Genomic DNA, 25,114 nt, shown 5'->3' with positions numbered 1-25,114 from the left:
CATGCGCGTGCTACGCCTTGCCATGCTGCTGTTGCTGGCCCTGGCCGGCGCGGCCCCGGCCGCAGACCCGGCTACCTTGCGTATTGGCTACCAGAAGGGCTCGATCAGCCTGGTGCTGGCCAAGCAGCATCGGCTGCTGGAGCAACGTTTTGCCAACACTCGCGTGCAATGGATCGAGTTCCCCGCTGGTCCGCAGATGCTCGAAGCGTTGAACATCGGCAGCCTCGACATTGGCTCGACCGGTGACATCCCACCGATCTTCGCCCAGGCCGCCGGTGCCGAGCTGCTGTACATCGGTGCCGAGCCTCCCAAGCCCCAGGCCGAAGTGATCCTGGTGCCCAAAGACAGCCCGATCAAAGCCGTGGGTGAACTCAAGGGCAAGCGCATTGCCCTGCAGAAGGGCTCCAGCGCGCACAACCTGCTGTTGCGTGCGTTGGCCAAGGCCGGGCTGAGCATTCGCGATGTTCAGCCGGTGTACCTGGCACCTGCCGATGCCCGGGCGGCGTTCGAGCGGGGCAGCGTGGATGCCTGGGCAATCTGGGACCCGTTCTACTCTGCCATCGACCTGGAGGGCAAGGCTCGTTTGCTGGCGGACGGCCAGGGGCTGGGTCTGATCGGGCCATTCATGCTCGGCGCGCGTCAGTATGTGAAGGCTAATGGTGCATTTGTCGGGCAGTTGCTGGACGAAATCAGCCGGGCCGAGGCGCTGACCCGTAGTGACGAAGCCGGCAGCATTCAACTGCTGGCGCAGTTCATGGGGTTGCCGGAGGAGGTGGTGCGGCGCAGTTTCAGCCATCGGCCTGCGTCACCCGTGATGCCGGTGAGTGACGAGATCGTGGCGGCGCAGCAGCGCACCGCCGAGCTGTTCTTCGAGAACAAGGTACTACCCAAACGGGTCGACATCGCTGGGGCGGTGTGGCGGCGGTAACTTACTTTTCTGCCTGGCATCGGCCCCTGTAGGAGCGGCCTTGTGTCGCGATCGGGCTGCGAAGCAGCCCTGGCAATCTGTGCATCTGCGCTGACATCCGGGGCTGCTTCGCAGCCCGATCGCGACACAAGGCCGCTCCTACAAATGACCGCGTGAACCGAGCGATCACCCGCGGGCGAATGCCGCCAGCTTCTCGCCATCCAGCCGGTAGCGCACCCACTCGTCCTGCGCCTCGGCCCCCAGCTTCTGATAGAAGCCGATCGCCGGCTCGTTCCAGTCCAGTACGCTCCACTCCAGGCGCCCGCAATTGTTCGCTACCGCCTCGCGGGCAATGTGCTGAAGCAGTTGCCGCCCGGCGCCATCGCCGCGTTGTTCGGGCGTCACGTACAAGTCTTCCAGGTAAATGCCATTGCGCCCGAGCCAAGTCGAGTAGCTATAGAAATAAACGGCAAAACCAATCGCCCGACCCTCGCGCTCACAGATCAGGCTGCGCACCGTGCTGCCCTCGTCGAACAGGCTCTTCTCGATATCGCCCAAGGTGGCTACCACCTCGTGGCGGGCGCGCTCGTATTCGGCCAGTTCGGTGATGAAGGCCAGTATCTGCTCGGCATCGGGGCGAACGGCAGGGCGAATGGTGAGGCTCATGGTCACGGCTTCCTTGATCCGGGTTAGCGGTACAGTTATGTGTATCTGAATAATTTAATATAACTGTATCGGTCGCGGGAGAGTGCGACTCCGTTAGTGTGACAGCACCCATAAAGAAAGTGGAATGCCCGCCATGCTTGCCTCTGCCGACCTGCTGACCGCCTTTGTGCTGTTTGCCTTTGTCTCTTCCATCACCCCCGGTCCCAACAACACCATGTTGCTGGCCTCGGGGGTGAACTTTGGCGTGCGCCGCTCAATCCCCCACGCCCTAGGTATCAGCGTCGGCTTCATGGTCATGGTGCTGGCCGTCGGCCTGGGCCTGGGTGAGGTGTTCAAGGCCTGGCCGCCGCTGTACACGGTGCTGCGCTATACCGGCGCCGCCTACCTGCTGTACCTGGCGTGGAAAATCGCCACGTCCGGGCCGGTTGGCACGGCCTCTTCCGGCGCTCGCAAACCGCTGGGTTTCTGGGGCGCAGCGGCGTTCCAGTGGGTCAACCCCAAGGCGTGGGTGATGGCGGTGGGTGCGATTACCACCTACACGCCGGCGCAAGGCTATGTGACCAACGTGATCGTCATCGCCGCCTTGTTCGCCCTGGTCAACTTGCCCAGCGTCGGTGTTTGGGTAATGTTTGGCAGCGCACTGCGCAACCTGTTGCAGAACCCGCGCTGGCTGATGCTGTTCAATGTCCTGATGGCCTTGTTGCTGGTGATTTCACTCTACCCGCTGCTGTTTGTAGAATCGGCGTTTTCCTAGCCCCGCGAGCACATCAAGCCGATGCAGTTGATCCCCTGGTCCCACGAATGCCCCGAAGGTTTCACCCTGCGTGGCTGGCGAACCCCGGCCAGTGGCAAGCCGTTGCTGCATTTTTTGCACGGCAACGGCTTCTGTTGCCTGGCCTACCAGCCGTTGCTGATGCGGCTGGGCGAACAATTCGACCTGTGGCTGTGCGACGTTCAGGGGCATGGTGACAGTGACCATGGCGGGGCCTTTCGGGGCTGGAACCGTACTGCCGAGCTGGCAGTGGAAGCTTTCCAGGCCGGGCGGGGCGCTTACGGCGATGTGCCGCGTTTTGCCGTGGGGCACAGTTTTGGCGGCGTGCTGACGGGCCTGATCCTGTCTGGTGAACCTCAGCTCTTCGAGCGCGCCGTGTTACTTGACCCCGTGTTGTTCAGCCGCCGTATGCTCGGTGTAATGGGTGCCGCAGCACTGGTTGGTCTGCATCAGCGGCATGCGCTGGCCCGCAAGGCCGCCAGCCGCCGCAGCCACTGGCCTGATCGCGAGACGGCGCTGGCCTCGCTACAAGGGCGGGGCATCTTCAGGGGCTGGACCGATGCGGCGCTGCTGGCCTACGTGGAACACGCGATTGGCGATTGCGGTGACGCAGTGGTGCTCAAGTGCCGACCCAGCCGGGAGGTGGAAATCTTCAGTTCATTCCCCAAACGCATGTGGGCGCGCCTTGCTGCCATCAGCACGCCGACACGAATTGTGTATGGCGAGCACACTTATCCCTTCGTGCCACATTCGGTCAAACGGCTCGCCACGCTTAACCGGCATGTGAGCGCCCGGCAAGTTGCCGGTGGCCACTGTTTCATGCAGGAAGACCCCGTCATGGCGGCTGAGCAAGTGCTTGCTTTCTTGCAGGGCTGACTGTTCCATAGGTGGAACGATGTATGCCATATCAGCCGCCTACCGCCAGATTGGTATCATTGATAAGGTTATCCCAGCCAAGAGAGGAGCCTTCTCATGAAAAATATTCTGGGTATCCACCGCAGCCCGCACGCCCATTGGGTAGGTGATGGCTTTCCGGTGCGCAGCCTGTTCACCTACGACAACCTGGCCAGCCGGATCAGCCCGTTCCTGCTGCTGGACTACGCCGGCCCCCACGATTTCGCCCCGACCACTGCGCGGCGCGGCGTTGGCCAGCACCCGCACCGTGGCTTCGAGACCGTGACCATTGTTTACCAGGGTGAACTGGAGCACCGTGACTCTACGGGCGCCGGCGGCTTGATCGGGCCGGGTGATGTGCAGTGGATGACCGCCGCCAACGGCATCATCCATGAAGAGTTCCATTCCCCAGGCTTTGCCCGCAGCGGCGGTACGCTGGAAATGGTCCAGCTGTGGGTCAACCTGCCGGCGCGTGACAAGCGTGCTGCGGCCGGTTACCAGACGCTGGTGGCCAGCGACATTCCGGTGGTAGCGCTGGACAGTGACGCAGGCAGTGTGCGGGTGATTGCCGGTGACTACTCCGGGCACCAAGGGCCTGCGCGGACCTTTACCGCCATGGATGTCTGGGACCTGCGGCTGAATGCTGGCGCTGTTCTGCAACTGCCGGTGGCTGCCGGGCGCAACGCGGCACTGGTGGTGTTGCGCGGTACAGTGCGAATCAACGGCGAACGTGAAACCGGCCCGTCCAGCCTGGTGTTGTTTGACCGGGCGGGTGAGGACGTGGCTGTCGAGGCACTGGAAAGTGCCAGCGTGCTGCTACTCAGTGGCGAGCCAATCGATGAGCCGATTGTCGGCTATGGCCCGTTCGTGATGAACAGCCAGGCGGAGATTGCCGAGTCGTTCGACGATTTCCATGCCGGGCGGTTTGGGCAGATGCAGGATGAGCGGGAAGGCGCGGCGCACTGAGCCGTAGCGGGTATTCCTTGGGGGCTGCTTGGAGCATGGATTGGCCCCCAGGATTTTCTGGCATCATCAAGCTATGCCCAAGCTCACTCTCCAGCACGCCGTGCGCCGATCATTGCCCACTTCCGGGCACAACACCCTGTGGCTTCGCTACCGTGCCCCCTATCACTGGCCCTCGACCCTGGGCTTTCTCGCCGCCCGCTGTATTCCCGGCATTGAAACTTACCGCGACGGCACCTACAGCCGCACCCTGAACATCGCTGGCCACCATGCTGTCCTGCACGCTACTCCGTTACCCAACCAGCATTTGCGGGTCTGCCTTGAAGGCGTACCTGTACCCGCGCTGCCCGGCTTGATCGCCAGGCTGAGGCGGGTCTTCGACCTCGACGCCGACCTTGCACGCATCAGCGCCGAACTGTCTCGCGACCCCTTGATGGCAAAACTGCTCAAAGAACGCCCAGGCCTGCGCGTGCCGCAAGGCTGGGACGCCTGCGAGCAAGCCATGCGTACCGTGCTGGGCCAGCAAATCAGCGTGGCCGGCGCCATGACCCTGGCGGGCCGGCTGGTGCAACGTCACGGTGCAGCGCTGCGTCTGCCGGTAATGGGCCTGAGCCATGTGTTCCCGGCTTTGCCAGCATTGACGGGCGCACGATTCGAAGATATGGGCATGCCGCGAGCGCGTGCCACTACCCTCGGCACCCTGGCCAACGCCTTGCTGGCCGAACCCGGGTTGCTGCGTCGCGGCCAACCGCTGGATGAGCTACTGCGCAATCTGTGCCGGCTAAAAGGTATCGGCCCGTGGAGTGCGCATTACCTGGCGCTACGGCAGGCCGGCGCTTCTGATGCCTTGCCGTTGGGCGACGTAGCCCTGATCAAGGCGTTGCGGTTGCTTGAAGGCGATGATGCGCAACTGCCCGAACGGGCGCTGGCCTGGCGCCCGTGGCGGGCCTATGCGGCACAGCACTTGTGGGCATCGTTGGGGCCGGCGGGGACCACTCGTCGTTAAGTCGGACGTTGCAATCGAACATGTGGCCCACAGACGAAATCTTCCACTAAGGTGCTAAAGGATTCCCCGCATCATCATTGCCCCGGCGCATGGACGCCTGCCCAGGCATGCGCAATATCAATTGGCGCCCCGCCCGATAAAGGCGTACTTCCACATAACAGGCCATCGCACAGAGAGGGTCGTACCATGTCGTTGATAGGAGTTTCGATGCTGGAGATGCGGCAGATGATCGAGCAGGCCTGCTTGCCCGATCGCTGTGAAGTCAGCTGCCTGGATGGCGCCAACCTGACCATCCGCCTGGGTCAGGGTCAGAGTCTCGACGAGGGCGTGACCCTGAGCAGGGTCCCGCTGCAAAGCCTTAACAGCTGCCGTGATCTGGTCCACCTGGTGGGGCAGCTGCACGCGCTGCGTGACAGCCCCCCGGCGCCACTCAAGGCCATTGCCTGAGTCTGCCAACGTGCCCTGGCCAGTTTGAGCTGGCCGGGTGTACGTGTTTTCGGCCAGGCTGCTTTCCTCGGCTTATTGCAGCTCCAGCAACAAGTTCAAGCCACCATCCCCGCACCTTCCTTGGTCACGTACCACACCGCGGTAGCTGCGCCCGTCCCAGACGAACGCCACACTGTGGGCCCGGTCAACCTTGTCGGGCAGTGGCGGGCAGATATGCAAGCGAAGCGCAGGCCGGCCTTGCAGGTTGAGAGCCGCGAGCTGGCACTGGCACTCCACACTTTGTGCTACCGGGCCGAAAAAGGTATCGCGCACGTAATCCAGTTGCAGCGAGGCATTTGGCGCACGACCGGGCATTTTCATGTGTCTGCGGCACTGTTGCGAAGAGGCAGGGGGCACAGGGTATAGGGCATGGCAGGCTCCAGGGCGTGAGGATGCGGCTTATCGTTTGAAGCTTGCCAGAGCAAGATGTTCAACGTGTTTCATGCACGTTCATCTTGTTTGTGTCAGCCACCCGCCTTGCGCAAGGTCAGGTTGATTCGCCGTTCGCCCATGCGCGCATGCATGCCGGGTTTGATGGGCAGTACACCGTGAAAGCGCAAGCGGTCCTCACCACCCCAGACCAACACATCACCGTGGCTCAGCGCAATGCGACGGGCCTTGTCGGCACGTTGCAGGCCGCCAAACAGGAACACCGCTGGCAGGCCCAGCGAAACCGACACAATCGGCTGGCCGAAGTCCTGCTCGTCACGGTCCTGGTGCAGGCTCAGGCGTGTGCCGGGCAGGTAATGGTTGACCAGGCAGGCATCCGGTAAGAACCCCTCGAAACCGGCCAGGGCTGCAGCGCGGGCGGCGAGGGCGAGCAGAACCGGGGGCAGGGCGGGCCAAGGCTTGCCGCTAAGCGGATCGCTGGGGCTGTAACGGTAACCCTGTTCGTCACTTACCCAACCCAGCGTGCCGCAGTTGGTCAGGCCTACTGCCATGCGCAGGCCGCCCGGGGTGTGCATGTGCCGAAAGGGCGCAGCGCGCAGCACCGGGCGCAAGGCATCGAGCAGCGCTTCGGTTTCGGCCAGGGCAAAGCCGGGCAGCAGCACGGTGTGGCTGGCCAGGCGTTGCGGCTGAGGGCCGAACAGGTCGAGGTCCGACTGGATCATGGGGTGAGGATCGGGTTGGGGGAAGGCCATTGTAATGCGCTTGGCAGGTCAGGCCTATTCGCGGGTGAACCCGCTCCCACTCGAATCCTGGAGCTTTCAGACCTGTGGTTATCCTGGTGGAGCGGGTTTACCGCGAAATGGCCGGGAGAAAAACACAAGGGTGCAGGAAAAAAAGGAACCGCGGCACCAGGGAGAGGAGCACCGCGGTTCAAGGGGGAGCTGTTTACTTCTGGGTCACAGTGGCCATGTTCGCGCTGCCCAGCTGGGTGATGGTGGCGGTTTGCGCGATACCGCTCTGGTCGACGAACGCCTTGTTGCCCTGACCCCCCTGGGTCACGTAGGCGACGTTGATGTTGTCAGTCTGTTTGATGGTGGCTTCGTTGCCGCTACCGTATAGCTGGTTGGTGTAGCTCTGGTTGCTGTAGCCCGACTGGTCCAGGGTGATGGAGTTGCCGGTGCCCTGGCTGTTGCCGTAGGCGTAGTTGTCGGTACCGCGCTGGTCGGCGATCAGGATGTTGTCGGTGCCGTTCTGCTCGAAGTACAGCTCGTTGTTGACGTCGTCCTGCTTGGTCTGCATCTGGTTGCCTTTACCCGTCTGGGTCAGCGTGGCCACCTGGTCAGCGCCTTTCTGGGTCAGGTTGACGCCGTTGCCATTACCGGTCTGGTTGATGGTGGCGTTCTGGTTGGTGCCGAACTGGCCGCCCATCTTGGCGCCTTTCCAGTTGCTGGCGGTGATGCTGTTGCCATTGCCCTTGGTGTTGATGGTCAGGTTGAGGTTTTCACCATTCTGATAGGTGAAAAACAGGTTGTTGTTGCCGGTCTGGGTAATGGTGGCGGTTGCGTTGTTGGTCTCGAACTGGTCCGACCAACTGGCGTTGGCGTTGCCTTTCTGGGCCAGGCTGACCTTGTTGCCGGCACCGAAGCTCTGGTCGATATAGCCTTCGTTCGCTTGGCCGGTCTGCATCACTGAGGCCTGGCTGCCGATCTGGGTGTCCTGCCACACCTCGACCGAGTTGCCGCCACCGTACTGGCCAATGCCTATGGTGCCGCCGGTGCCGTCACGCTGATCGCCGTAGGCCCAGTTGTCGTGGCCATCCTGGTAGACCTGGATGTCGCCATCGACCTGGTTCAAGTGCTCGGCGGCGGCGTAGTTGTCCTGGCCGGCCTGGTTGACAGTACTGCGGTTGTTGGTGCCACCGAAGGTCTGCTCGATGAAGGCCTCGTTGCGCTGGCCGGATTGCCAGGTGGTAGCTTTGCTGCCTTCCTGGGTGTCCTGCCATACGGTGGATTTGTTGCCGACACCTTGCTGGGTTTGCAGCGCTTCATTGTTCAGCCCTACCGACTGGCTGGCGAAGGCATCGTTGAAGCTGCCCCCAGCTTGCTGGGTGATCTGGCTGCCGTTCTCGAACAATTGCTCGGCGTAGCCGGCGTTGTACTGGCCGGTGGCGCTCTGCTGGATATCGCTGGTGCTTTCGGTTTGTACCGCCAGGTGGTTATGGCCCTTGCCGGTCTGGTTCTGGGTGGCCGAGGCGAAGGACGCGGCGGTCTGGCTGACTTCGGCGATGTTTTCCTTGCCGTCCTGGGTCTGGGACGAGGTGCTGTCAGCGGCCATGGCTTGACCTGCGAGGGCCAGGACGATAGCGGCACTTAAAGGAGCGAGCTTGTACATGGTGGAACCTCCAGGTCTATCGGTATTGGGTGATCTGAACATGCTGGCCATTGCCGGCTTGGGTTACGGAGCTGCTAAGGCCCGAACCGGACTGCACGATGCTGGCGCTGTTGTCGTTGCCGATCTGTTCGATGGCTGCGCTGTTGCTGCTGCCGCTCTGACGGATCGTCGCGCTGTTGCCATTTCCCTGTTGGCTGATGCTGGCCATCAGGTCACTACCTTCTTGCAGGATGTACGCCTCCTGCGCGCCACCGGCCTGGACTATGCGGCCCAGCAGGGCCTGGCCGTTCTGGTCGAGGGCGGCGCGGTTGCCCGACCCTTGCTGCTCGATCACCGCGGCCTGGCCGGCGCCGACCGGCAGCAGGCGGATGATCACCGGCTCGCCGAGGTCGTTGCCGGGCGCTAGGTCGGCATTGTCCATCAGGTCGTCGGCCCAACTGGCCTGGCCCGCGAGGGCCAGGCAGAGCAGCAGTGGATACAGGCGCTTCATGGTGTTACCCCGCCTTTACTGCACAACCACGTTGACGGTGCGGGTAGTACCCGGGCTGGTGGTAATGGTCGCCGTCGGCGCGGCGGTCGGGATTACCGTGGTGCTGTTGCTGACTGCCAGGCGCCAGCGGCCGTTCACCGGTACCGTGGCGGTGCCCAGGGTCTGCACGCCGGTGGTGGTGGTGACCCGCACGGTGACGACGTTGCCGGTAGTCACCGACGAAGTGCCGCTGATGTCCCAGTTGTAACGGTTGTTGGAGCGTGCCGTGACCGTGGCGGCGGTGACCGCGAAGGTTTCGGCGGCTGGGCGTGGCGACACGTTGACGGTGACGGTGCCGGCATTGGACAGCGCCCCCAGCGAGTCACGTATCTGGTAGGTGAAGGTGGTGGTGAAGGCTGCCGTCACCGTGGCCGGTGGGGTGTAGGTCACCGTGGTACCGTCGGTGCTGACGGTGCCGCGGCCGGCAGTCGGTTGGGTAAGGGCAGCAACGGTCAACGGCAGGTTGCCTTCCGGATCGGTGTCGTTGGCCAGCACGTTGATGGTCAGTGGCACGCCGAGTGTAGCGACGGTTTCCGGGTTGGCGGTCGGTGCCTGGTTAGGCGCGACGTTGATGGTCACCGTGGCCGGTGTCGACTTCAGGCCTTTGGAGTCCACCGCCCGGTAACTGAAGGTGGCCACCAGCGGTTGCGTGGCCCCCGCTGGCGGGGTGTAAGTGACCGAAGTGGTGCCGTTGAGCACCACGCCGCCAAGGCCGGTACCCGGTTGGGTCAGGTCACTGATGGTCAGCGGCACGTTGCCGTCCGGGTCGCTGTCGTTTTGCAGCAGGTTGAGGGTGATCGGCACCCCAACGCTGGTGCTGCCGACATCGGACTGGGCCAGCGGCGGCTGGTTGGCCGCCTCGACGGGAGCGTTGCCCACCACCAGGACCGGTTCCACGTCGCTACCGCCATGGGCAGACTTGATCGTGACGGTGGCCGGTGGTTGCGCCACGTCGTTGACCGTGATGCTTTGCAACGTGCCCGACTTCGACAGGCGGCCGTAACCTTGGGCGAGCATGTCGGGGATAGCCACCTCGTCACTGGACCTGGCCTCGATCAGCAGGCGCTTGTTGGCCCAGTCATAACGTGCGGTGCTGACCTTGACCACGTCGGTCAGCTTGCTCGAAAGCGCGGTCGGCTGAGTGCCGCCGGCCGTGTTGCTGGCCGTTACCACTACCACTGCAGGTGGTGCTGTCTGGCCAAGCTGTTGGTGGAAGAACAGGCCGTTGTTGTCTGCCGTCAGGGTGAACTGGCAGGGCGAAGGGGGCGTTCCGATCAGTGCCAGGCCGTTGCGCATGCACAGGCTGGCCTCTTTCGGCGCCTTGGCGAACACTTCCACACGGGTACCGCTGCCGTTACGCGAGTAGGTGGCGCGCTCCAGGGTGACCGCGGTTTGTGCGCGCTGGTCCAGCACCTTGCCCGAAACGGTGAACAGCGCAGTCTCGATGCGCCCGGGCGGGCCATCGATGCGGATGAAGTTGGTGTTGAACGGGCTGCCGACTACGGCTTCCAGGCGGTTCGGGTCACCAATGAAGGTTTCGCTGGCGCCGGTGTCCGGGTTGACTTCCACATAAGGCCCACCAACTCCACGCAACCATGGCCCGAGCGCGCCGTTGAGCGCCCCCGTGAAGTTACCCGGTGCGCCGATGCCGATGTCGCGGGTGATGTTGATCGCCCTCCGGCCGGGCGTGGTGACGTTGACCGTCTCGACGCCGAAAGGGTGGGTGATGGTGTAGACACCTGCACGCGGGACCGACACACGAAGCCGGATGCGGGCGAAGCTTTGCTGGTCGCCATCCACCGGGTTTTCGGCGGCAAAGGCCGCTTCCAGACCTGCGACGTAGGCATCCAGTTCATAGCCACTGTTGCCGACAGCAGGGATGGTGGCCTCCGCCAGGAACCAGAACATTTCTGGCGGCCAGTTGTCTGGGAACACCAGCGGCAGGGCGTCGTCGTAGATGCCGGGCTCCGGCAGCAGGGTGCACATGTAGGACGGTGCGGCCGGAGTACCGGGCACCCGGGTACTGGTGGCACGTGACTGGCACAGCTCCAGGGACTGGTTGAGGCTGTCCTTGTACCACATCGGGTAGCCACCCGTGGCGAAGGTGTACGGCCCGGGGTCGACGTCAGACAACGCGGCAAAGGCGGCGCTGGTAACGGTGAGGGAAAAACCGGCGGCGAACAGCGCACGGCGCGACCAAGTGTTCATGCGGCCTCCTTGAAGGCTGAGCCTTTGTCTGTTCATGGCACCAGCACCACGTCTTCGGTGTCGCTACCGCCATTGGCACTGGTGACCTGCACCTTGGCCGGCGGTATGGGCGACAAGGTCATGCTCAACGTCTTCACGGCGCCGGTGCCGCCAAGGTTGCCGATCAACGTGCCGTTGCCGGTATGTGCGGTGAGCACGGGCGGGGTGGTTTCGTCACTGGTGCTGGCCACCAGGGTCAGCTCGCCGGTGGACAGGCGGTACTGGGCCTGAGTGATGGTGACCAGGTCAGTCAGTGGCAGGTTGCGCGTGGACAGGCTGCTGGTCGGGATCGCCACGCTGTTGTCGGCGGTCAGTGTCACGATGGTACCGGCCGCGGGGTTGAGCGCAGACTGGGCGTACCAGGCGCCAATGCCGTTGGCCTCGGTCAGGCTCAGGTTGGGCGTCTGGCTGGTCAGGGTGACACTGGCAGGTGGCGGCGGGGCCATGACGAAGATGTCTTGCTGGGCCCGTAGGTTGCCGTTCTCGGTGTGCCGTGAGTAGGTGCTGCGCTGGGGCATCAGCGGAGTAGGCAGGGCGACTGTCGAGAGCTTGCCCGAGATCGAGAACAGCTCGGTGCGCAAATCAATACCGCCAGGGCCTTCGATGCGCACGAAGTTGGTATTGAACGGGCTGCCGGTTACCCGTTCTTCAAGGTTCGGGTCGCCGACAAAGCGCTCGCTGCCTTCGGTGTAGGGGCCGTTGACACTGCGCAGGAACGGCCCGACATCGCCCTTGAGTGCGCCGGTGAAATCGCCCGCTCCGGCGATGCCGATGTCGCGGGTCATGTTGATCGCCCGGCGCCCGGCGGCAGGTACATCGAACACTTCGACGCCGTAGGGGTGGGTGACTACATAGGTGCCGGCGGTGGGCACATCGACCCGGATGCGGACCCGGGCGAAGCTGACCTGGTCGCCCTCGACCGGTTCTTCGGCGGCGAATGCCGCTTCGATCGCCGTACCGTAGCTGAGGTTGATGCCACGGGCGGCGTCGACGATGGCGGCGTCGGCAGTGAACCAGAACGCTTCGTCAGGGAAGTTGGTGGGGAAGACGATGGGTTGGGTGTCGTCGAACACACCGGGAGTGGGCAGCAGCGTGCACATGTAAGACGGTGCGCCGGGCGCGCCGGAAACCCTGGAGCTGACCGCCTTGGTCAGGCACAGGTCGAGGGTACGACCGTGACTGTCCTGATACCAGGCAGGGAAGCCGCCGTTGGCGGGGACGTAGGCGCCTGGATCGACAGCATTCAAGGCAGCCTGCGCCGGGAGTTGGAGCATACCGGCAAAAATCGCCACTGCCAGCGGGTGGGGTATCGGTCGGTGCATGAGTCAATTCCTCCTGCAAACGGGCCCATGGACTTGGGGCGTCTGGGAGGAGATTGGCAATAGCTGTGCCAAAATCTGAAAATGGTCTTGCAGGCCTTGTACGGCAAGGGGTCCAGTAATTCAAAGCGGCAATTCAAGGACGCTTACTGGTGGGCGCCGTTCCCCAGGATTGGGGAATGGGGCAGGGAGCGCCGACCCAATCACGAAGGTCCTTGGGCCGCGAAAGGGGCGCACGGCCCTCTCTCGCTAATCCCGAATTTGGCAGTTGTGCCATTGCCCTGATGCCCCTAACATTGATAACAATTCTTATTTGATGTTGTGTCATAGCTACCCGCAATGGAGTGCACGGCCCCAATGTCCCCACCATCCCCACCATCTGACATCGGCAGCCTCTACCAGCTGCACCACGGTTGGATCCGCAACTTGTTTCGTCACAAATTGGGCAACGCGCACGATGCCGCCGAACTGGCGCACGATGTGTTCCTGCGCTTGCTCAGCAAACCGCGCAGCTTTGCCAGTGATGCGGATGCCAAAGCCTTCCTGGGGGCGATGTCACGCAATATGTGCGTGGATTTTTGGCGCCGACGCCGGGTTGAACAAGCCTGGCTGGAAGTGTTGGCCGAACGCCCCGAGGCGTTCCACCCGAGCGAGGAGCATCGGGCCCTGATGCTGGAAGCTTTGGTGCAGGTGCAGACCATGCTCGAACGGTTGCCGGCAGCGGTGGCCGAGGCGTTCGTGCTGGCCCAGTTGCATGGCTTGGGTTACCGCGCCATTGCCGAACAATTGGGGGTCAGCGAGCGCACCGTGACCAGCTATATGGCCAAAGCCATGTTCCACTGCGCTGTACTTGAGGCCGAACTGGCCGGGCTGCAGTTGCTGTGAGCGCCCAGGCCCTGGACCACGGCCTGCTGCAGCAGGCCGCCGATTGGTATGCGCGTTTGGCGGGGCAGCCCGGTGACCTGGCGTTGCAGCAGGCCTGGGAACACTGGCTGGCTGCCGCCGAGGCGCATCGCCAGGCCTGGGCTTTCGTCGAGCAAGTCAGCGAACGCTTTGCACCTTTGCAGCCACAGGCCGCCAGCGCCAGCCATGCCCTGGGCCAGTTACGCCGTGGTGGTCAATCGCGCCGGGCGGTGCTGCGCGGCCTGTCGACCGTCGCTGGCGTCAGCGTGCTTGGCTGGCTGGGTTGGCAAGGTGGCGCGCATCAGGCCTGGCTGGCCTGGCAGGCTGACTACCGCACTGGGGTTGGCCGGATAGAGGAACGCGAGCTTGCCGATGGCACGCGCCTGTGGCTGAACAGCGCCAGTGCTGTCGACGTACGTTTCGATGCCCGGCACCGTTCGCTGTATCTGTACCGCGGCGAGGTGCTGATCAGCACTGCTGAGGATGCGCGCCCGCTGCAGGTACATACCCGCGACGGCCGCCTGCAGCCGCTGGGCACGCGCTTCAGCGTGTTGCAGGGCGATGACCGCACGCAGTTGACGGTGTTTGCTGGCGAAGTACTGGGACGTTGTGCCGCGTCCGGCTTGCAGCAGCGCGTTGCCGCAGGCCGGGCAGTCAGTTTCGACAGCCAACGCTTCACCTCCCAGCACGAGGCACCGGCGATGCGCGAAAGCTGGCGCGACGGTGTGCTGCTGGCGCGTGATACAGACCTGCGCAGCCTGGTGGCCGAACTGGCCCGCTACCGTACTGGCTACCTGGGCGTGGCGCCAGAGCTGGCCGATCTGCGCATCATGGGGGCTTACCCACTGCAAGACACTGACCAGGCCCTGGAAATGCTGGCGCGCACGCTGCCGGTTCGCATTGAGCGGCGGCTGCCCTGGTGGGTAAGCGTCGAGCCTGCCGACTGATTCCCGAAAAAGTTTCCCAGGCAGCTTCCGGATTTTCGCGGTCATTCGATTACTCCCGGAACCTACTGCCCAGTGATCTTTTCAAGGACCTCTCGATGTCGCCCGTACACCGTCTTCATCCCCTTGCCCTGGCCTTGGCGCTCAGCGTTGCTGTCACGTGCGCAGCCCAAGCCGGCCAGGCGGCCCAGGCCCAGGTTTTCGACCTGGCCGCCGGCCCTCTGGATACACGCCTGACTGAGTTCGCGGCGCAATCCGGGCTGTACCTTAGCACCGAGCCACACCTGCTAAGTGGCAAGCGCAGCCAGCCGCTTCAAGGGCGCTTCTCGGCCGAACAGGCTTTGCAGATAATGATTGCCGGCAGCGGCCTGCAGGCCGTGCCCTTGGGTAATGGCCGCTTTCTGTTGCAGCCTGCGCCCGCAGCGGGCGCTGTAGAGCTGGGTGCAACCACTATCGGCGCCAGCTTGGCAGAACCGACCACCGAGGCCAGCGGCTCCTACACCACGCCAGTGGCGACGATCGGCAAGGGCGTCAAGCGTATCAAGGACATCCCGCAGGCCATCAGCGTGGTTACCCGCCAGCGGATGGACGAGCAGAACATCAGCAGCGTGACTGATGCCCTGGCCAATTCACCCGGTATTACTGTGGTGCCCTCATTCACCGGCAGCCAGTTTTATTCCCGTGGTTTCTTCATCAACAGTTTCCAGTATGACGGCGTGCCGCTGGAGCGTCAGTTGTACGCACGCGGTTCCAGTTTCACAGGGCAGACCGCAATCCTCGACCGCGTCGAGGTCTTGCGCGGCCCGCAAGGCCTGCTGGAAGGCGGTGGCGACCCCTCGGGGGCGGTGAACCTGGTGCGCAAGCGCCCGACCGCCGACGCGCAAACCCACCTGAGCGCCAAAGCCGGCTCCTGGGATCATTACGCCCTGCAGGTCGACACCAGCGCGCCGCTGGATGCGCAAGGGCGCCTGCGTGGCCGGCTGGTCATGGACTACGACACCACCCAGTCATTCGTCGATTACGTGCAAAGCGACAACCAGACGCTGTATGCCGCCCTGGACTACGACCTTTCCGACAGTACACTGCTTGGCCTGGGCTACAGCCATGAGCGGGTCGATGCTACGCCTTACATGATGGGCATTCCCAACTATAGCAACGGCAGCATGCCGCACATGGGGCGCTCCACCTACCTGGGCACGCGCTGGGACAACTGGGACAAGACTCAGGACACCTACTACCTCGACCTGACCCAACGCCTGAACAATGACTGGACGCTGAAGGGCAGCCTGGTGAACATCCGCGAGTTCAATGACTTCAAGTACCTGCAGCGGCGCGGCCGTATGGGGCCAGGCTACACGTTGGCCGGTGATGCGTATGCATTCGACTACTTTTCCGAGCACTGGGGTGGCGACTTGAACGCCAATGGTGATGTGCAGCTGTTTGGCCGACGCCTTGGCCTGACGGTGGGTGGCAACTACTCGCGGCTCAAGAGCAACGACGTCTGGGGCGCTCGCTATAACTACGTTACGCCCATCAACATTTTCGATTACACCCCCAGTGCGGTGGAACCCACCGACGATTCGATCTATGCCGCCAACCAGTGGCTCGATGGCTATACCTCCACCCAGAAGGGCCTGTATGGCGTTGCCGACTACCAGCTGACAGACCGCTTGCAGCTGATTTTGGGCGCGCGGGTTTCCACCTTCCGCACGGTATTCGATTCCGACGGACCGTGGGGCGTCAGCCGCAGCACTGCACAAAAGCATGGCAAGCTCACGCCATATGCGGGGCTGGTGTATGCACTGGATGAACAGTGGAATGCTTATGCCAGCTATACCGAGATCTTCAAACCTCAAACCCAGCGCACGGCTGAGGGCACTTTGCTTGAGGCGCGTACTGGGCACAGCTACGAGATCGGGCTGAAAGGCGAACTGGCCGATGGCCGGGTCAACACCACGCTGGCGGTGTACCGCATGGAGCAGGACAACATCCCGTTGCCGGACGCCAGTGTCAGCTCGGACGTAGCTGCGTTGTGCGGGGGTACCTGCTACCGCCCGGCGGGCACAGTGCGCAGCCAGGGCCTGGAGGCCGAGATCAGCGGAGAGGTGCTAACAGGCTTGCAATTGTCTGCCGCCTACACCCTCAACCTGCTCAAGTACCTGGACGAAGAGCCTGCCGTGGCCGGCAACATCACGGGCAATACCGAAACGCCCAAGCATATATTCCGTGCCTGGGCCAATTACCGGTTGCCTGCCGCCTGGCGCCAGGTCAGCGTGGGTGCAGGGGTGAACGCCCAGAGTCATGCTGCGGGTTACGGGTATTACGGGCGAGAGCAGGGCGGGTATGCGGTTTGGGATGCGCGATTGGGGTATGACGTGGATGAGCATTTGAGCGTGGCGATCAACGTCAACAACCTGTTCGACCGGCGTTATTACAGGGCCATCGACTACGACCACAACTTCTTTGGGGACCCACGTAATGTGTTGCTGAGCGTCGATTACCGTTTGTGATGGTTTTGGGGCAAGTAGAGGCGCGGCCCTGATACAGTCACATCGTTATCCCCAGCCGAGCCAAGCAATGCAGCCACTCGACCACCTGTCCCTGAACCTGTTCATCGTCGTCTGCGAAGAAGGCACCATCGCCCGCGCCGGTGAGCGCGCGTTCATGGCGCCCTCCGCCGTCAGCAAACGCATCTCGGACATCGAGGCGCGCTTTGGCACCGCCTTGCTCAAGCGCAGCAAGCGCGGTGTGGCGCCCACCCCGGCAGGGCTTGCCCTGCTGCGCCATGCGCGGGAAATGACCCGCGCCATGGAACGCCTGGACAGCGAGCTGAGCGAATACGCCGAAGGCGCCCGTGGCCATGTGCGGGTATTGGCCAATGTCTCGTCCATCATGGAGTTCCTGCCTGAGGAACTGTCGGCATTCATGCTGGAAAACCCGCTGATCCGGGCCGACATCGAAGAACGTTTTAGCCCTGATGTCGTGCGTGGCGTGGCAGAGGGCAATGCAGACCTGGGGATTTGCCGCAAATCGATGGCGGTGGGTGACCTGGAGTTCGTACCGTACCGACAGGATCACCTGGCCGTGGTCGTTGGTGCTGATCACCCGTTAGCCGGCCGCAGCCAGATTGCCTTCGAGGAAACCCTGGGTTACGACCACCTTGGCCTCTCGGCCTTCGCCACGTTGAACGCGTTCATGCGTAAAAGCGCCGAACAGGCGGGCAAGGAACTGCGCTTTCGCTCGTATGTGTCGTCGTTCGACGCGGCATATCGCCTGGTGCAGTTTGGCCTGGGCCTGGCAGTGTTCCCGCAAGAGGCCGTGGCCCGTTATGCGGCACTGTTCGACCTGCGGGTGATTCCGCTGACCGATGACTGGGCGTTGGGCGAATTCGTCATCTGCATGCGCGACCGGCACGCGTTGTCGCTGTCGGCGCGGCGCCTGCTCGACCATCTTCTGTTGCGCGCACCGGCCTGGCAAGCTACCGGCTGATCCATCGTGGCTGACGATGGATCAGCCCGTGAAACACGTCTTTTCTGCCCGTCATCCAGCTCATAGTCTGGCGCAACGCTTCAGACAGAGAGACCGTGATGACAACAATAACAATCAACGAAGTCGGTATGCGCGATGGTCTGCAGAGCCTGCAGACGATCATGCCGACGGCCGCCAAGCGCCGTTGGATCGATGTGGCCTACGCCGCCGGCGTGCGCCACATGGAAGTTGCCTCGTTCGTGCCGGCGCGCCTGTTGCCGCAAATGGCCGATGCCCGCGAAGTGGTGGCCCATGCCCTCACATATCCAGGCCTGCACGTGACCGTGCTGGCGCCGAACCTGCGCGGTGCCAGGGACGCACTGGAGTCTGGCGCCCATCGCATCGTCGCGCCGGTATCGGTCAGCATGGCGCACAGCCTGGCCAACGTGCGCCGCACGCCGCTGGAAATGGTCGAGGAAATGGGGCGCATGTGCCAACTGCGCACGGAAATGGGCCTGCATCAGGTGCAGGTCATGGCCGGCATGTCGGTCGCCTTTGGCTGCACCCGCCAGGGTGACGTGCCGCTGGCCGACCTTTGCGCACTCACCCGACAAGTGATCGAAGCCGGCTGCGACCTGGTCTCGCTGGGCGACACTACCGGCTACGCCAACCCCGGCCAGGTGGCAACGGTGCTCCAGGCCGTGCGGGCGATTGCCGGCGAGCGGCTGAAAGCCGCGCACTTCCATGACACCCGCGGCCTGGCACTGGCCAACAGCCTGGTGGCCGTGCAGCAGGGTATCCGCGAACTGGATGCCTCGTTGGCTGGCCTGGGCGGCTGCCCGTTTGCTCCGGGCGCCTCCGGTAATACGGTCAGCGAGGATCTGGTGTTCATGCTGCAAAGCATGGGCTATGACACCGGCATCGACCTGCCTGCCCTGATCGAGTCGCGCGAGGTGCTCAGCGAAGCGCTACCCGGCGAACCACTTTATGGCTGCATTGCCCGCGCCGGATTGCCACTGAACTTTGCCAACGCTGCCCGCCAGGCCTGACTCGCCCGAATGAGGAACACCACGATGTCCAGACTTCCCTTGGACGGCATCCGTGTCGTCGAGATTTCGCACATGGTCATGGGGCCGACCTGCGGCATGATCCTCGGCGACCTTGGCGCTGAAGTGATCAAGATCGAACCCGTGCGCGGCGACGGCACGCGTCGGCTGCTCGGCGCAGGGGCGGGCTTCTTCCGCACCTTCAACCGCAACAAGCAATGCATTGCCGTAGATGTCGAAACACCTGAGGGCCGCGAGGCCGTGCTGCAACTGATCGATACCGCCGACGTGTTCATCGAGAACTTCAAGCCTGGGCGGATGCTCAAGCTGGGCCTGGACTACGCCGCGCTGCGCCAGCGCAACCCACGGCTCATCTACGCCTCGCACAAGGGCTTTCTCAGCGGGCCTTACGACAACCGCCTGGCGCTGGACGAGGTGGTGCAGATGATGGCCGGCCTGGCCTACATGACCGGGCCAGTAGGCCGCCCGTTGCGCGCGGGCAGCTCGGTGAACGACATCATGGGCGGCATGTTCGGCGCCATCGGCGTGCTGGCGGCGCTCAACGAGCGCCACACCACCGGCAATGGCCGCGAAGTGCAAAGCGCTCTGTACGAGAACTGCGTGCTGCTGGCCGCCCAGCACATGCAGCAATACGTGGTCACCGGCGAGGCCGCAGCGCCGATGCCCAACCGCATCAGTGCCTGGTCCATCTACGATGTGTTCACCTTCGCCGGTGGTGAGCTGATGTTCGTTGCCGCCACCGGTGAAGGCCAATGGCGCGCGCTGTGCCAACTGCTGGGGCAGACCGCCTTGCTCGATGACCCGACACTGGCCAGTAACAACGACCGTGTGTTGCAACGGCCACGGCTGCTGGCGCACCTGGCCGATGTGTTCGCGCCGCTGGACGCCGGGCAGCTGGCGCTGCAACTGGAGGCCAACGGCATTCCCTTTGCTCCGATCCGCCGCCCGGAAGAATTGTTTGACGACCCGCACCTGCAGCAGAGTGGCGGCATGGCCGACCTGCAACTTGAAGATGGCAGCCACACACCGATGCCGTTGCTGCCGCTGTCACTGGACGGCCAACGCCTGCAGCCACGCCGGGCAATCGCACGGATTGGCCAGCACACACGGCAGGTCATGCGTGAGCTGGGTTACAGCGATGCACACATTGCCGAGCTGTGCGCGGCGGGTGTACTGAAAACCGATGACGTGGCTTGAGGGGGTCTGGAATGGCGATCTACCAATACGACACCCTTGCACCCAACCTGCACCCCGAAACGTTCGTTGCCGAGGAGGCCACCGTGATCGGCGACGTAACGCTGGAACAAGGCGTCAGCGTATGGCCGCAGGCCGTGCTACGGGGCGACAACGCACCGATCCGCATCGGTCAGCACAGCAACGTGCAGGAAGGCGCAGTGCTGCATGCTGACCCTGGCTTTGCGCTGACCGTGGGACAGGGGGTGACCATCGGCCACCAGGCCATGCTGCACGGCTGCACCATCGGTGATGGCGCGTTGATCGGCATCCAGGCGGTGGTGCTCAATGGCGCGGTCATCGGCAACAACTGCCTGGTCGGGGCTGGCGCCATCGTCACCGAAGGCAAAGTGTTCCCCGACAACTCATTGATCCTGGGTGCGCCCGCCAAGGTGGTGCGCGAGCTCACGGCCGAGGGCATCGCCAGCATGCAGCGCAACACCGCCGAATAGGTCGCAAAAGGCCAGAGCTTCAAGGAAAAACTGATCCGCATTCGCTGAAACCCTGCAAGCTGCGCCCAGCGAGGCGCCGCTGCTCTCCAATAATTACAAGAATGGAGATCCACCATGGTTGCCATGACAGGCGAACTGGCGCGTGAGCGCAACGACAGTCACATCGACGAGCTGCTGCTATACCGGCGCGTGGCCTGGCGCATCATGCCGCTGGCCATCATCTGCTTCCTGTTCTCGTACTTCGACCGCATCAACATCAGCTTCGCCAAGGCGCAAATGCAGCAGGAGCTGGGCCTGAGCGATGCCGCCTACGGCCTGGCCGCGAGCATGTTCTTCGTGGGGTATGTGCTGTTCGAAGTACCCAGTAGCCTGGGCTTGAAGCGCTATGGCGCACCGGCGTGGATTTGCCGGATCATGGTGTCGTGGGGCCTGGCGACGGCGGCGCTGGTGTTTGCCTATACCCAGTACACCCTGTATTTCCTGCGCTTCCTGATCGGCGTGATGGAGGCCGGTTTCGGCCCGGCGATCCTGTTCTACCTGGCATGCTGGTTCCCCCGCAAGCACCTGGCGAAGATGAATGGCCTGTGGTTTCTGGCGGTGCCGCTGGCCGGTGCGGTAGGGGGGCCGGCAGCAGGCGTTTTGCTGGGGACCATGGACGGTGTGCTGGGCCTGGCTGGTTGGCACTGGTTGTTCCTGATGTCCGGCCTGCCTTGCGTAGTGCTGGGCGTGCTGGTGCTGTGGAAGCTGGACCGCGACATCGAGGCTGCGAAGTGGTTGAGCCGTGAGGAGAAGGATCTGCTGGCGGAAAACCTGGCGCAGGACAAACGCACCGCAAAACCGATCCTTGGCTCGATCTGGCGGGTGTTGCTGACCCGCGAAGTGGCAATCATGGCGTTCATCTACTACGTGATAAAGACCGCGTCCTATGGCCTTAACTTCTGGATGCCGCACCTGATCAAGTCATCGGGCGTGCAGGACATGCTTTGGGTCGGTGTGCTGTCGGCACTGCCTTACGCGGTGGCCTGCATTGGCATGGTGCTGCTGACCCGTCGCTCAGACCGTACCGGTGAGCGCAAGCGCTACCTGGTGTACTGTCTGCTTGCGGCGGCTGTCGGCTACCTGCTGGCGTGCCTGTATTCCGATTCGTCGCTGGCGATGATGGCCGCGCTAGTGCTGGCCACTGCAGGCACTTTCATCGCCATCCCGATCTTCTGGACCATTCCGCAGTCGACCTTCTCCGGCCTGGCAATTGCCACAGGCACTGCTGCGATCAACTCGGTCGGGCAGTTAAGCGGCATCGTCGCACCGGTGATGGTGGGCAAGATCAATGACCTCACCGGCAGCAACTCCATGGGCATGCTGTCCATCGCCCCACTGATCCTGGTCGCCTGCCTGGTGGTGATGCGCTACGTGCGCAACCCCAGAAGCTGATTGGCGCTGAGTCTTCGAACAACAACAATAACAAGGCACACCCATGATCATTATTTCCCGGCGAGCATCGCTGATGCTCGGGGCGCTTTGCTGCGCCTGTCAAAACGCGCAGGCCGGCTTTATCGATGATGCCAGCGGCAGCCTGGAACTGCGCAATTTCTACTTCGACCGCGACTTTCACGGTGACAGCGCCACGCAATCGCGGCGCGGTGAATGGGCCCAGGGCTTCATGCTGCGCCTGCAGTCGGGCTACACCGACGGTGTGGTCGGCTTTGGCCTGGACGCAGCCGGCATGCTTGGGCTCAAGCTGGATTCCTCGCCCGACCGCAGCGGCACCGGCCTGCTGCCACGTGGCAGCGACAAACGAGCCGCAGATGACTACTCCAAAGCCGTCGCTACTTTCAAAGTCAGGCTGGCGCAGAGCGAGTTGAAAGCCGGTGGCCTGAGCCCGCAACTGCCGTTGCTGGCGTCCAACAACAGCCGCTTGTTCCCCCAGTGGTTCAACGGTGCGCAGCTGGTGAGCAAGGACCTGGACCATTTCACGCTCACCCTGCTGCAGGTTGATGCCACCAAATTGCGTGACTCCACCGACTATGAGGACCTGACCGCCATGGCGCAGCAAGGGGCCTACTCGGCGACGATAACCAGCGACCGGCTTTATTACGGCGGTGTCGATTACCAGCCGCTGAGCAACCTGACCCTCAGCCTTCACACCAGCACGCTCGAGGACCTGTTCCGGCGTGATTTTGCCGGGTTCAAGTTCAAGACCCCCCTGGGGCCCGGGGATGTGTTTACCGAGTGGCGCTGGTTCAACGCACGCGAGCAGGGCCGGGCATTGCTGGGCAACCTCGATAACCAGGCCCTCAGTACCAACTTCGGGTACAGCGTTCAGGGCCACACGTTCAGTGGTGGCTATCAGAAAGTGCGTGGCGACACTGCATATGCCTACGTGGGTGGCACCGATACCTATCTGTTCAGCGAACAGCAGGTCAGCACCTTTGCCCTGGCCAACGAACGGGCGTGGATGCTGCGTTACGACTACAACTTTGCCGCGGTGGGTATCCCTGGGCTCACGTTCAATGTGCGGTATGTGAAGGGCGATCAGGTGGAACCACATCGCATCGCCAGCTCCAAGGGCAGGGCGCTGGCGGCTGGCGACGGAGAAGGGCGGGAATGGGAGCGGACCACGGATATTACCTACGTGGTGCAGTCGGGGACGCTGAGGAATGTGTCGCTACGCTGGCGCAATGCGAGCATGCGCTCGAATTTTGCCGATGCAGCGGATGAGAACCGGGTGATTGTGGGGTACACATTCGAGTTTTGAAGCTGTCAATCCCCTGCGCAGGAGCTACACAAAGTCTGGAACCCGCGTATTACTTGCTGTCTGGCTGCTCTCAGGCGCCTGCAACGCAGTACGCCCATAGAAGAACAATGCCGTTACCCAGGTTGTAAGCCACACAAAAATACCGGCCCAGAACGTATGGGACATGTAGTGCCAGCCCTGTAGCACGCGGGTAGTACCGTACACGAACCCGATCAGCAGAATGGCCACCAGCAACTTGCGCGCATGCGCCCAGCGGTGGCGCAGGGCTACGAAATAAAGCGCGAGCAAAGTAAACCCGCTGGAGGCATGGCCACCGGGCCAGCAGCGGCCATCGCCGGCCTTGCTCCACAGCGAGAAGTTTTCGAACCATTCGACCCGGGCCTGCGAGCCGCCATACAACGTGGTCTCCACAGGGCAATACACGCTGGTGTGGCTTTTCAGGTAGTGAATTACGGTCGTGCTCAGCGCGAACGCCACCACCACGAACAGCAGGTCCCGGCGGTGTTGGGTGGTAAAGCGCAGCACCGGTGCGATACGGGCCATTTCCAGTACCCGTGTCAGGCCCGCTTGAGGGCGGTTGGCCAGCCGCGGCCAGATGAACGACAGCAGGCTGCCGATGACTGCCAGCTCACCGGTCCAGTCCGGCAGGATGCGAGGCCATTTGTGGGTGGCTTTCTCGAACCACTGGTTGTGCAGCAGCGGGAACTGGCCGGTGGCCGGGTCGAGCAGCAGGTTGCTGATCCAGCGATCGAGTTCTGTGAGGTCGAATGCAATAAACACGATGGCAGCCAGCAACAGCGGCAGCAGCAGGTTGTTGCGGTAGAAGGTGGTGCGAGAGGGCATGTTCAGAGTTCCTTGGCATCAACGAGTTTGCGCCATTCACTGGCCGCTATCTGGCCCAGCAGCTTTGCCTTGCCGTCGCTGCCCTGAGTGATGAACAGGGCGCTGGCGTAGCTGTTCGATGTCGCGCTGGCAGGCACTTCGAGCGCCTGTTCCAGCCGTTCCATGCAGCCGCTGTGGCTGACCAGCACGAGGTTGTGGCCGTTGCGCTTGAGGGCAAGGGCGTGTTCGGCAAAGTGCCTGTCACACTGATTAAGCCAGTCTTGCGTGGCAATGGTTTTGCCAAACATGGCTTGTGCGGTCTGCCGCGTGCGCACCTCCGGGCTCGCCCACACATCGGCTGCGCCCAGGCCCAGATGTTGCAGGCCGTGGCCTACATCGGCGGCAACATGGCTGCCCGCGACCGTGATACCGCTGGGGTCTCCCAGGCAAGCACCGCTGGAGCGGTCACAGCGTTCGGCATGGCGCAGTACCACAACCACCGAGCCTTTGGCCCAGGCGGCCTCAAGGCCACTCTGTTGCAGGTGATGGGGGTTACCCAGGTTGGGAATGGCCATGCGTGTATGCGCCCAGGCTGCCGCTACGCCCAGAGTGAACAGCAGGCACAAGACTGCAATGAGCGCCGAGCCCCAAGGCAGCCGGTCTACTTGTGCAAGCCGTGAGGCGGATGATTTGTCGAAAACGCCTTGCAGCATATTTGCCACTCCAGTCAGCTTGCTCCATCAGCGAGCGTCGGCACTGTAGGTAGCGGGATGTCGCTAGAGAGTGAGGCAGATGTGAAAAAAGCCTTGGCCCGACAGCAGTGCAGAACTGAGCCAGCAGCGGAACGTCGAATATGAAACCGGTTTCAAAACATTTCTGAACGCGCTAGATTATTCGGCT

General features: G+C 63.0%; 24 protein-coding genes. 15 read left to right on the top strand and 9 right to left on the bottom strand.

The genetic code is table 11. The features are described 5' to 3' along the window. The first annotated feature begins 1 nt into the window (after position 1). Positions 2-928 (top strand): aliphatic sulfonate ABC transporter substrate-binding protein, encoded by a 927-nt coding sequence (locus tag P0Y58_17135; GenBank protein ID WEK28632.1) that lies wholly within the window; start codon positions 2-4, stop codon positions 926-928. A 165-nt stretch (positions 929-1,093) separates the two neighbouring features. Here P0Y58_17135 and P0Y58_17130 read toward each other — a convergent pair whose 3' ends face one another. Beyond that, positions 1,094-1,573, bottom strand: a complete 480-nt coding sequence (locus tag P0Y58_17130) for a GNAT family N-acetyltransferase (GenBank protein WEK28631.1) — start codon at positions 1,571-1,573, stop codon at positions 1,094-1,096. A 124-nt stretch (positions 1,574-1,697) separates the two neighbouring features. Here P0Y58_17130 and P0Y58_17125 point away from each other — a divergent pair, with 124 nt between their 5' ends. The 5 genes from P0Y58_17125 (at position 1,698) to P0Y58_17105 (ending at position 5,655) form a co-directional block, all read left to right on the top strand. Further along, positions 1,698-2,327 (top strand): LysE family translocator, encoded by a 630-nt coding sequence (locus P0Y58_17125; protein WEK28630.1) that lies wholly within the window; start codon positions 1,698-1,700, stop codon positions 2,325-2,327. 21 nt (positions 2,328-2,348) lie between these two features. Next, the gene (locus P0Y58_17120) at positions 2,349-3,221 is read left to right on the top strand and encodes an alpha/beta hydrolase (GenBank protein WEK28629.1); all 873 of its coding nucleotides are present in this window, start codon (positions 2,349-2,351) and stop codon (positions 3,219-3,221) included. 96 nt (positions 3,222-3,317) lie between these two features. Then, complete coding sequence (locus P0Y58_17115) at positions 3,318-4,205, top strand: pirin family protein (GenBank protein ID WEK28628.1); 888 nt, start codon at positions 3,318-3,320, stop codon at positions 4,203-4,205. A gap of 73 nt (positions 4,206-4,278) precedes the next feature. Continuing rightward, a complete protein-coding gene (locus tag P0Y58_17110) occupies positions 4,279-5,208 on the top strand; it encodes an AlkA N-terminal domain-containing protein (protein WEK28627.1) in 930 nt (309 codons plus the stop codon). Positions 5,209-5,394: 186 nt separating this feature from the next. After that, positions 5,395-5,655 (top strand): DUF1652 domain-containing protein, encoded by a 261-nt coding sequence (locus P0Y58_17105; protein ID WEK28626.1) that lies wholly within the window; start codon positions 5,395-5,397, stop codon positions 5,653-5,655. A 72-nt stretch (positions 5,656-5,727) separates the two neighbouring features. On the opposite strand, the gene P0Y58_17100 is transcribed toward P0Y58_17105, so the two are convergent. The 6 genes from P0Y58_17100 to P0Y58_17075 all read right to left on the bottom strand — a co-directional run bounded on the left by P0Y58_17100 (position 5,728) and on the right by P0Y58_17075 (position 12,573). Next, positions 5,728-6,015 (bottom strand): hypothetical protein, encoded by a 288-nt coding sequence (locus P0Y58_17100; GenBank protein WEK28625.1) that lies wholly within the window; start codon positions 6,013-6,015, stop codon positions 5,728-5,730. Between the two features lie 143 nt (positions 6,016-6,158). Then, positions 6,159-6,806: a DNA oxidative demethylase AlkB gene (gene alkB, locus P0Y58_17095; protein WEK28624.1), complete on the bottom strand. Its 648-nt coding sequence runs from the start codon at positions 6,804-6,806 to the stop codon at positions 6,159-6,161. A gap of 223 nt (positions 6,807-7,029) precedes the next feature. Then, on the bottom strand, positions 7,030-8,475 hold the full coding sequence (locus P0Y58_17090; protein WEK28623.1) for a curlin: 1,446 nt from the start codon (positions 8,473-8,475) through the stop codon (positions 7,030-7,032). Between the two features lie 16 nt (positions 8,476-8,491). Beyond that, positions 8,492-8,965 carry a curlin gene (locus tag P0Y58_17085; protein WEK28622.1) on the bottom strand — a complete coding sequence of 158 codons (474 nt, stop codon included), beginning with the start codon at positions 8,963-8,965 and terminating at the stop codon, positions 8,492-8,494. A 15-nt stretch (positions 8,966-8,980) separates the two neighbouring features. Beyond that, on the bottom strand, positions 8,981-11,212 hold the full coding sequence (locus tag P0Y58_17080) for an Ig-like domain-containing protein (GenBank protein ID WEK28621.1): 2,232 nt from the start codon (positions 11,210-11,212) through the stop codon (positions 8,981-8,983). A gap of 32 nt (positions 11,213-11,244) precedes the next feature. Further along, on the bottom strand, positions 11,245-12,573 hold the full coding sequence (locus P0Y58_17075; GenBank protein ID WEK28620.1) for a hypothetical protein: 1,329 nt from the start codon (positions 12,571-12,573) through the stop codon (positions 11,245-11,247). A 354-nt stretch (positions 12,574-12,927) separates the two neighbouring features. Between P0Y58_17075 and P0Y58_17070 the strand changes: the two genes are divergently transcribed. The 9 genes from P0Y58_17070 (at position 12,928) to P0Y58_17030 (ending at position 23,392) form a co-directional block, all read left to right on the top strand. Further along, positions 12,928-13,455 carry a sigma-70 family RNA polymerase sigma factor gene (locus P0Y58_17070; protein WEK28619.1) on the top strand — a complete coding sequence of 176 codons (528 nt, stop codon included), beginning with the start codon at positions 12,928-12,930 and terminating at the stop codon, positions 13,453-13,455. Next, entirely contained in the window at positions 13,452-14,420 is a 969-nt protein-coding gene (locus P0Y58_17065; GenBank protein WEK28618.1) for a FecR domain-containing protein, read from the top strand. Before P0Y58_17070 ends, P0Y58_17065 begins: the two co-directional genes overlap by 4 nt. A 95-nt stretch (positions 14,421-14,515) precedes the next feature. Continuing rightward, on the top strand, positions 14,516-16,927 hold the full coding sequence (locus P0Y58_17060) for a TonB-dependent siderophore receptor (GenBank protein WEK28617.1): 2,412 nt from the start codon (positions 14,516-14,518) through the stop codon (positions 16,925-16,927). Positions 16,928-16,994: 67 nt separating this feature from the next. Then, positions 16,995-17,906, top strand: a complete 912-nt coding sequence (locus P0Y58_17055) for a LysR family transcriptional regulator (protein WEK28616.1) — start codon at positions 16,995-16,997, stop codon at positions 17,904-17,906. A 98-nt stretch (positions 17,907-18,004) separates the two neighbouring features. Beyond that, positions 18,005-18,934 (top strand): hydroxymethylglutaryl-CoA lyase, encoded by a 930-nt coding sequence (locus P0Y58_17050; GenBank protein ID WEK28615.1) that lies wholly within the window; start codon positions 18,005-18,007, stop codon positions 18,932-18,934. A gap of 24 nt (positions 18,935-18,958) precedes the next feature. Continuing rightward, positions 18,959-20,149: a CaiB/BaiF CoA-transferase family protein gene (locus P0Y58_17045; GenBank protein ID WEK28614.1), complete on the top strand. Its 1,191-nt coding sequence runs from the start codon at positions 18,959-18,961 to the stop codon at positions 20,147-20,149. A gap of 11 nt (positions 20,150-20,160) precedes the next feature. Beyond that, on the top strand, positions 20,161-20,637 hold the full coding sequence (locus tag P0Y58_17040; GenBank protein WEK28613.1) for a gamma carbonic anhydrase family protein: 477 nt from the start codon (positions 20,161-20,163) through the stop codon (positions 20,635-20,637). Between the two features lie 114 nt (positions 20,638-20,751). Further along, positions 20,752-22,068 carry an MFS transporter gene (locus tag P0Y58_17035; GenBank protein ID WEK28612.1) on the top strand — a complete coding sequence of 439 codons (1,317 nt, stop codon included), beginning with the start codon at positions 20,752-20,754 and terminating at the stop codon, positions 22,066-22,068. A gap of 43 nt (positions 22,069-22,111) precedes the next feature. Further along, positions 22,112-23,392 carry an OprD family porin gene (locus P0Y58_17030; protein ID WEK28611.1) on the top strand — a complete coding sequence of 427 codons (1,281 nt, stop codon included), beginning with the start codon at positions 22,112-22,114 and terminating at the stop codon, positions 23,390-23,392. Positions 23,393-23,416: 24 nt separating this feature from the next. On the opposite strand, the gene P0Y58_17025 is transcribed toward P0Y58_17030, so the two are convergent. Next, a complete protein-coding gene (locus P0Y58_17025; protein ID WEK28610.1) occupies positions 23,417-24,235 on the bottom strand; it encodes a phosphatase PAP2 family protein in 819 nt (272 codons plus the stop codon). A 2-nt stretch (positions 24,236-24,237) separates the two neighbouring features. Next, the gene (locus P0Y58_17020; GenBank protein WEK28609.1) at positions 24,238-24,927 is read right to left on the bottom strand and encodes a histidine phosphatase family protein; all 690 of its coding nucleotides are present in this window, start codon (positions 24,925-24,927) and stop codon (positions 24,238-24,240) included. Between the last annotated feature and the right edge of the window lie 187 nt (positions 24,928-25,114).

The organism is Candidatus Pseudomonas phytovorans (assembly GCA_029202525.1).
Taxonomy (GTDB): domain Bacteria; phylum Pseudomonadota; class Gammaproteobacteria; order Pseudomonadales; family Pseudomonadaceae; genus Aquipseudomonas; species Aquipseudomonas phytovorans.
This window is presented reverse-complemented; position numbering and strand designations above follow the sequence as displayed.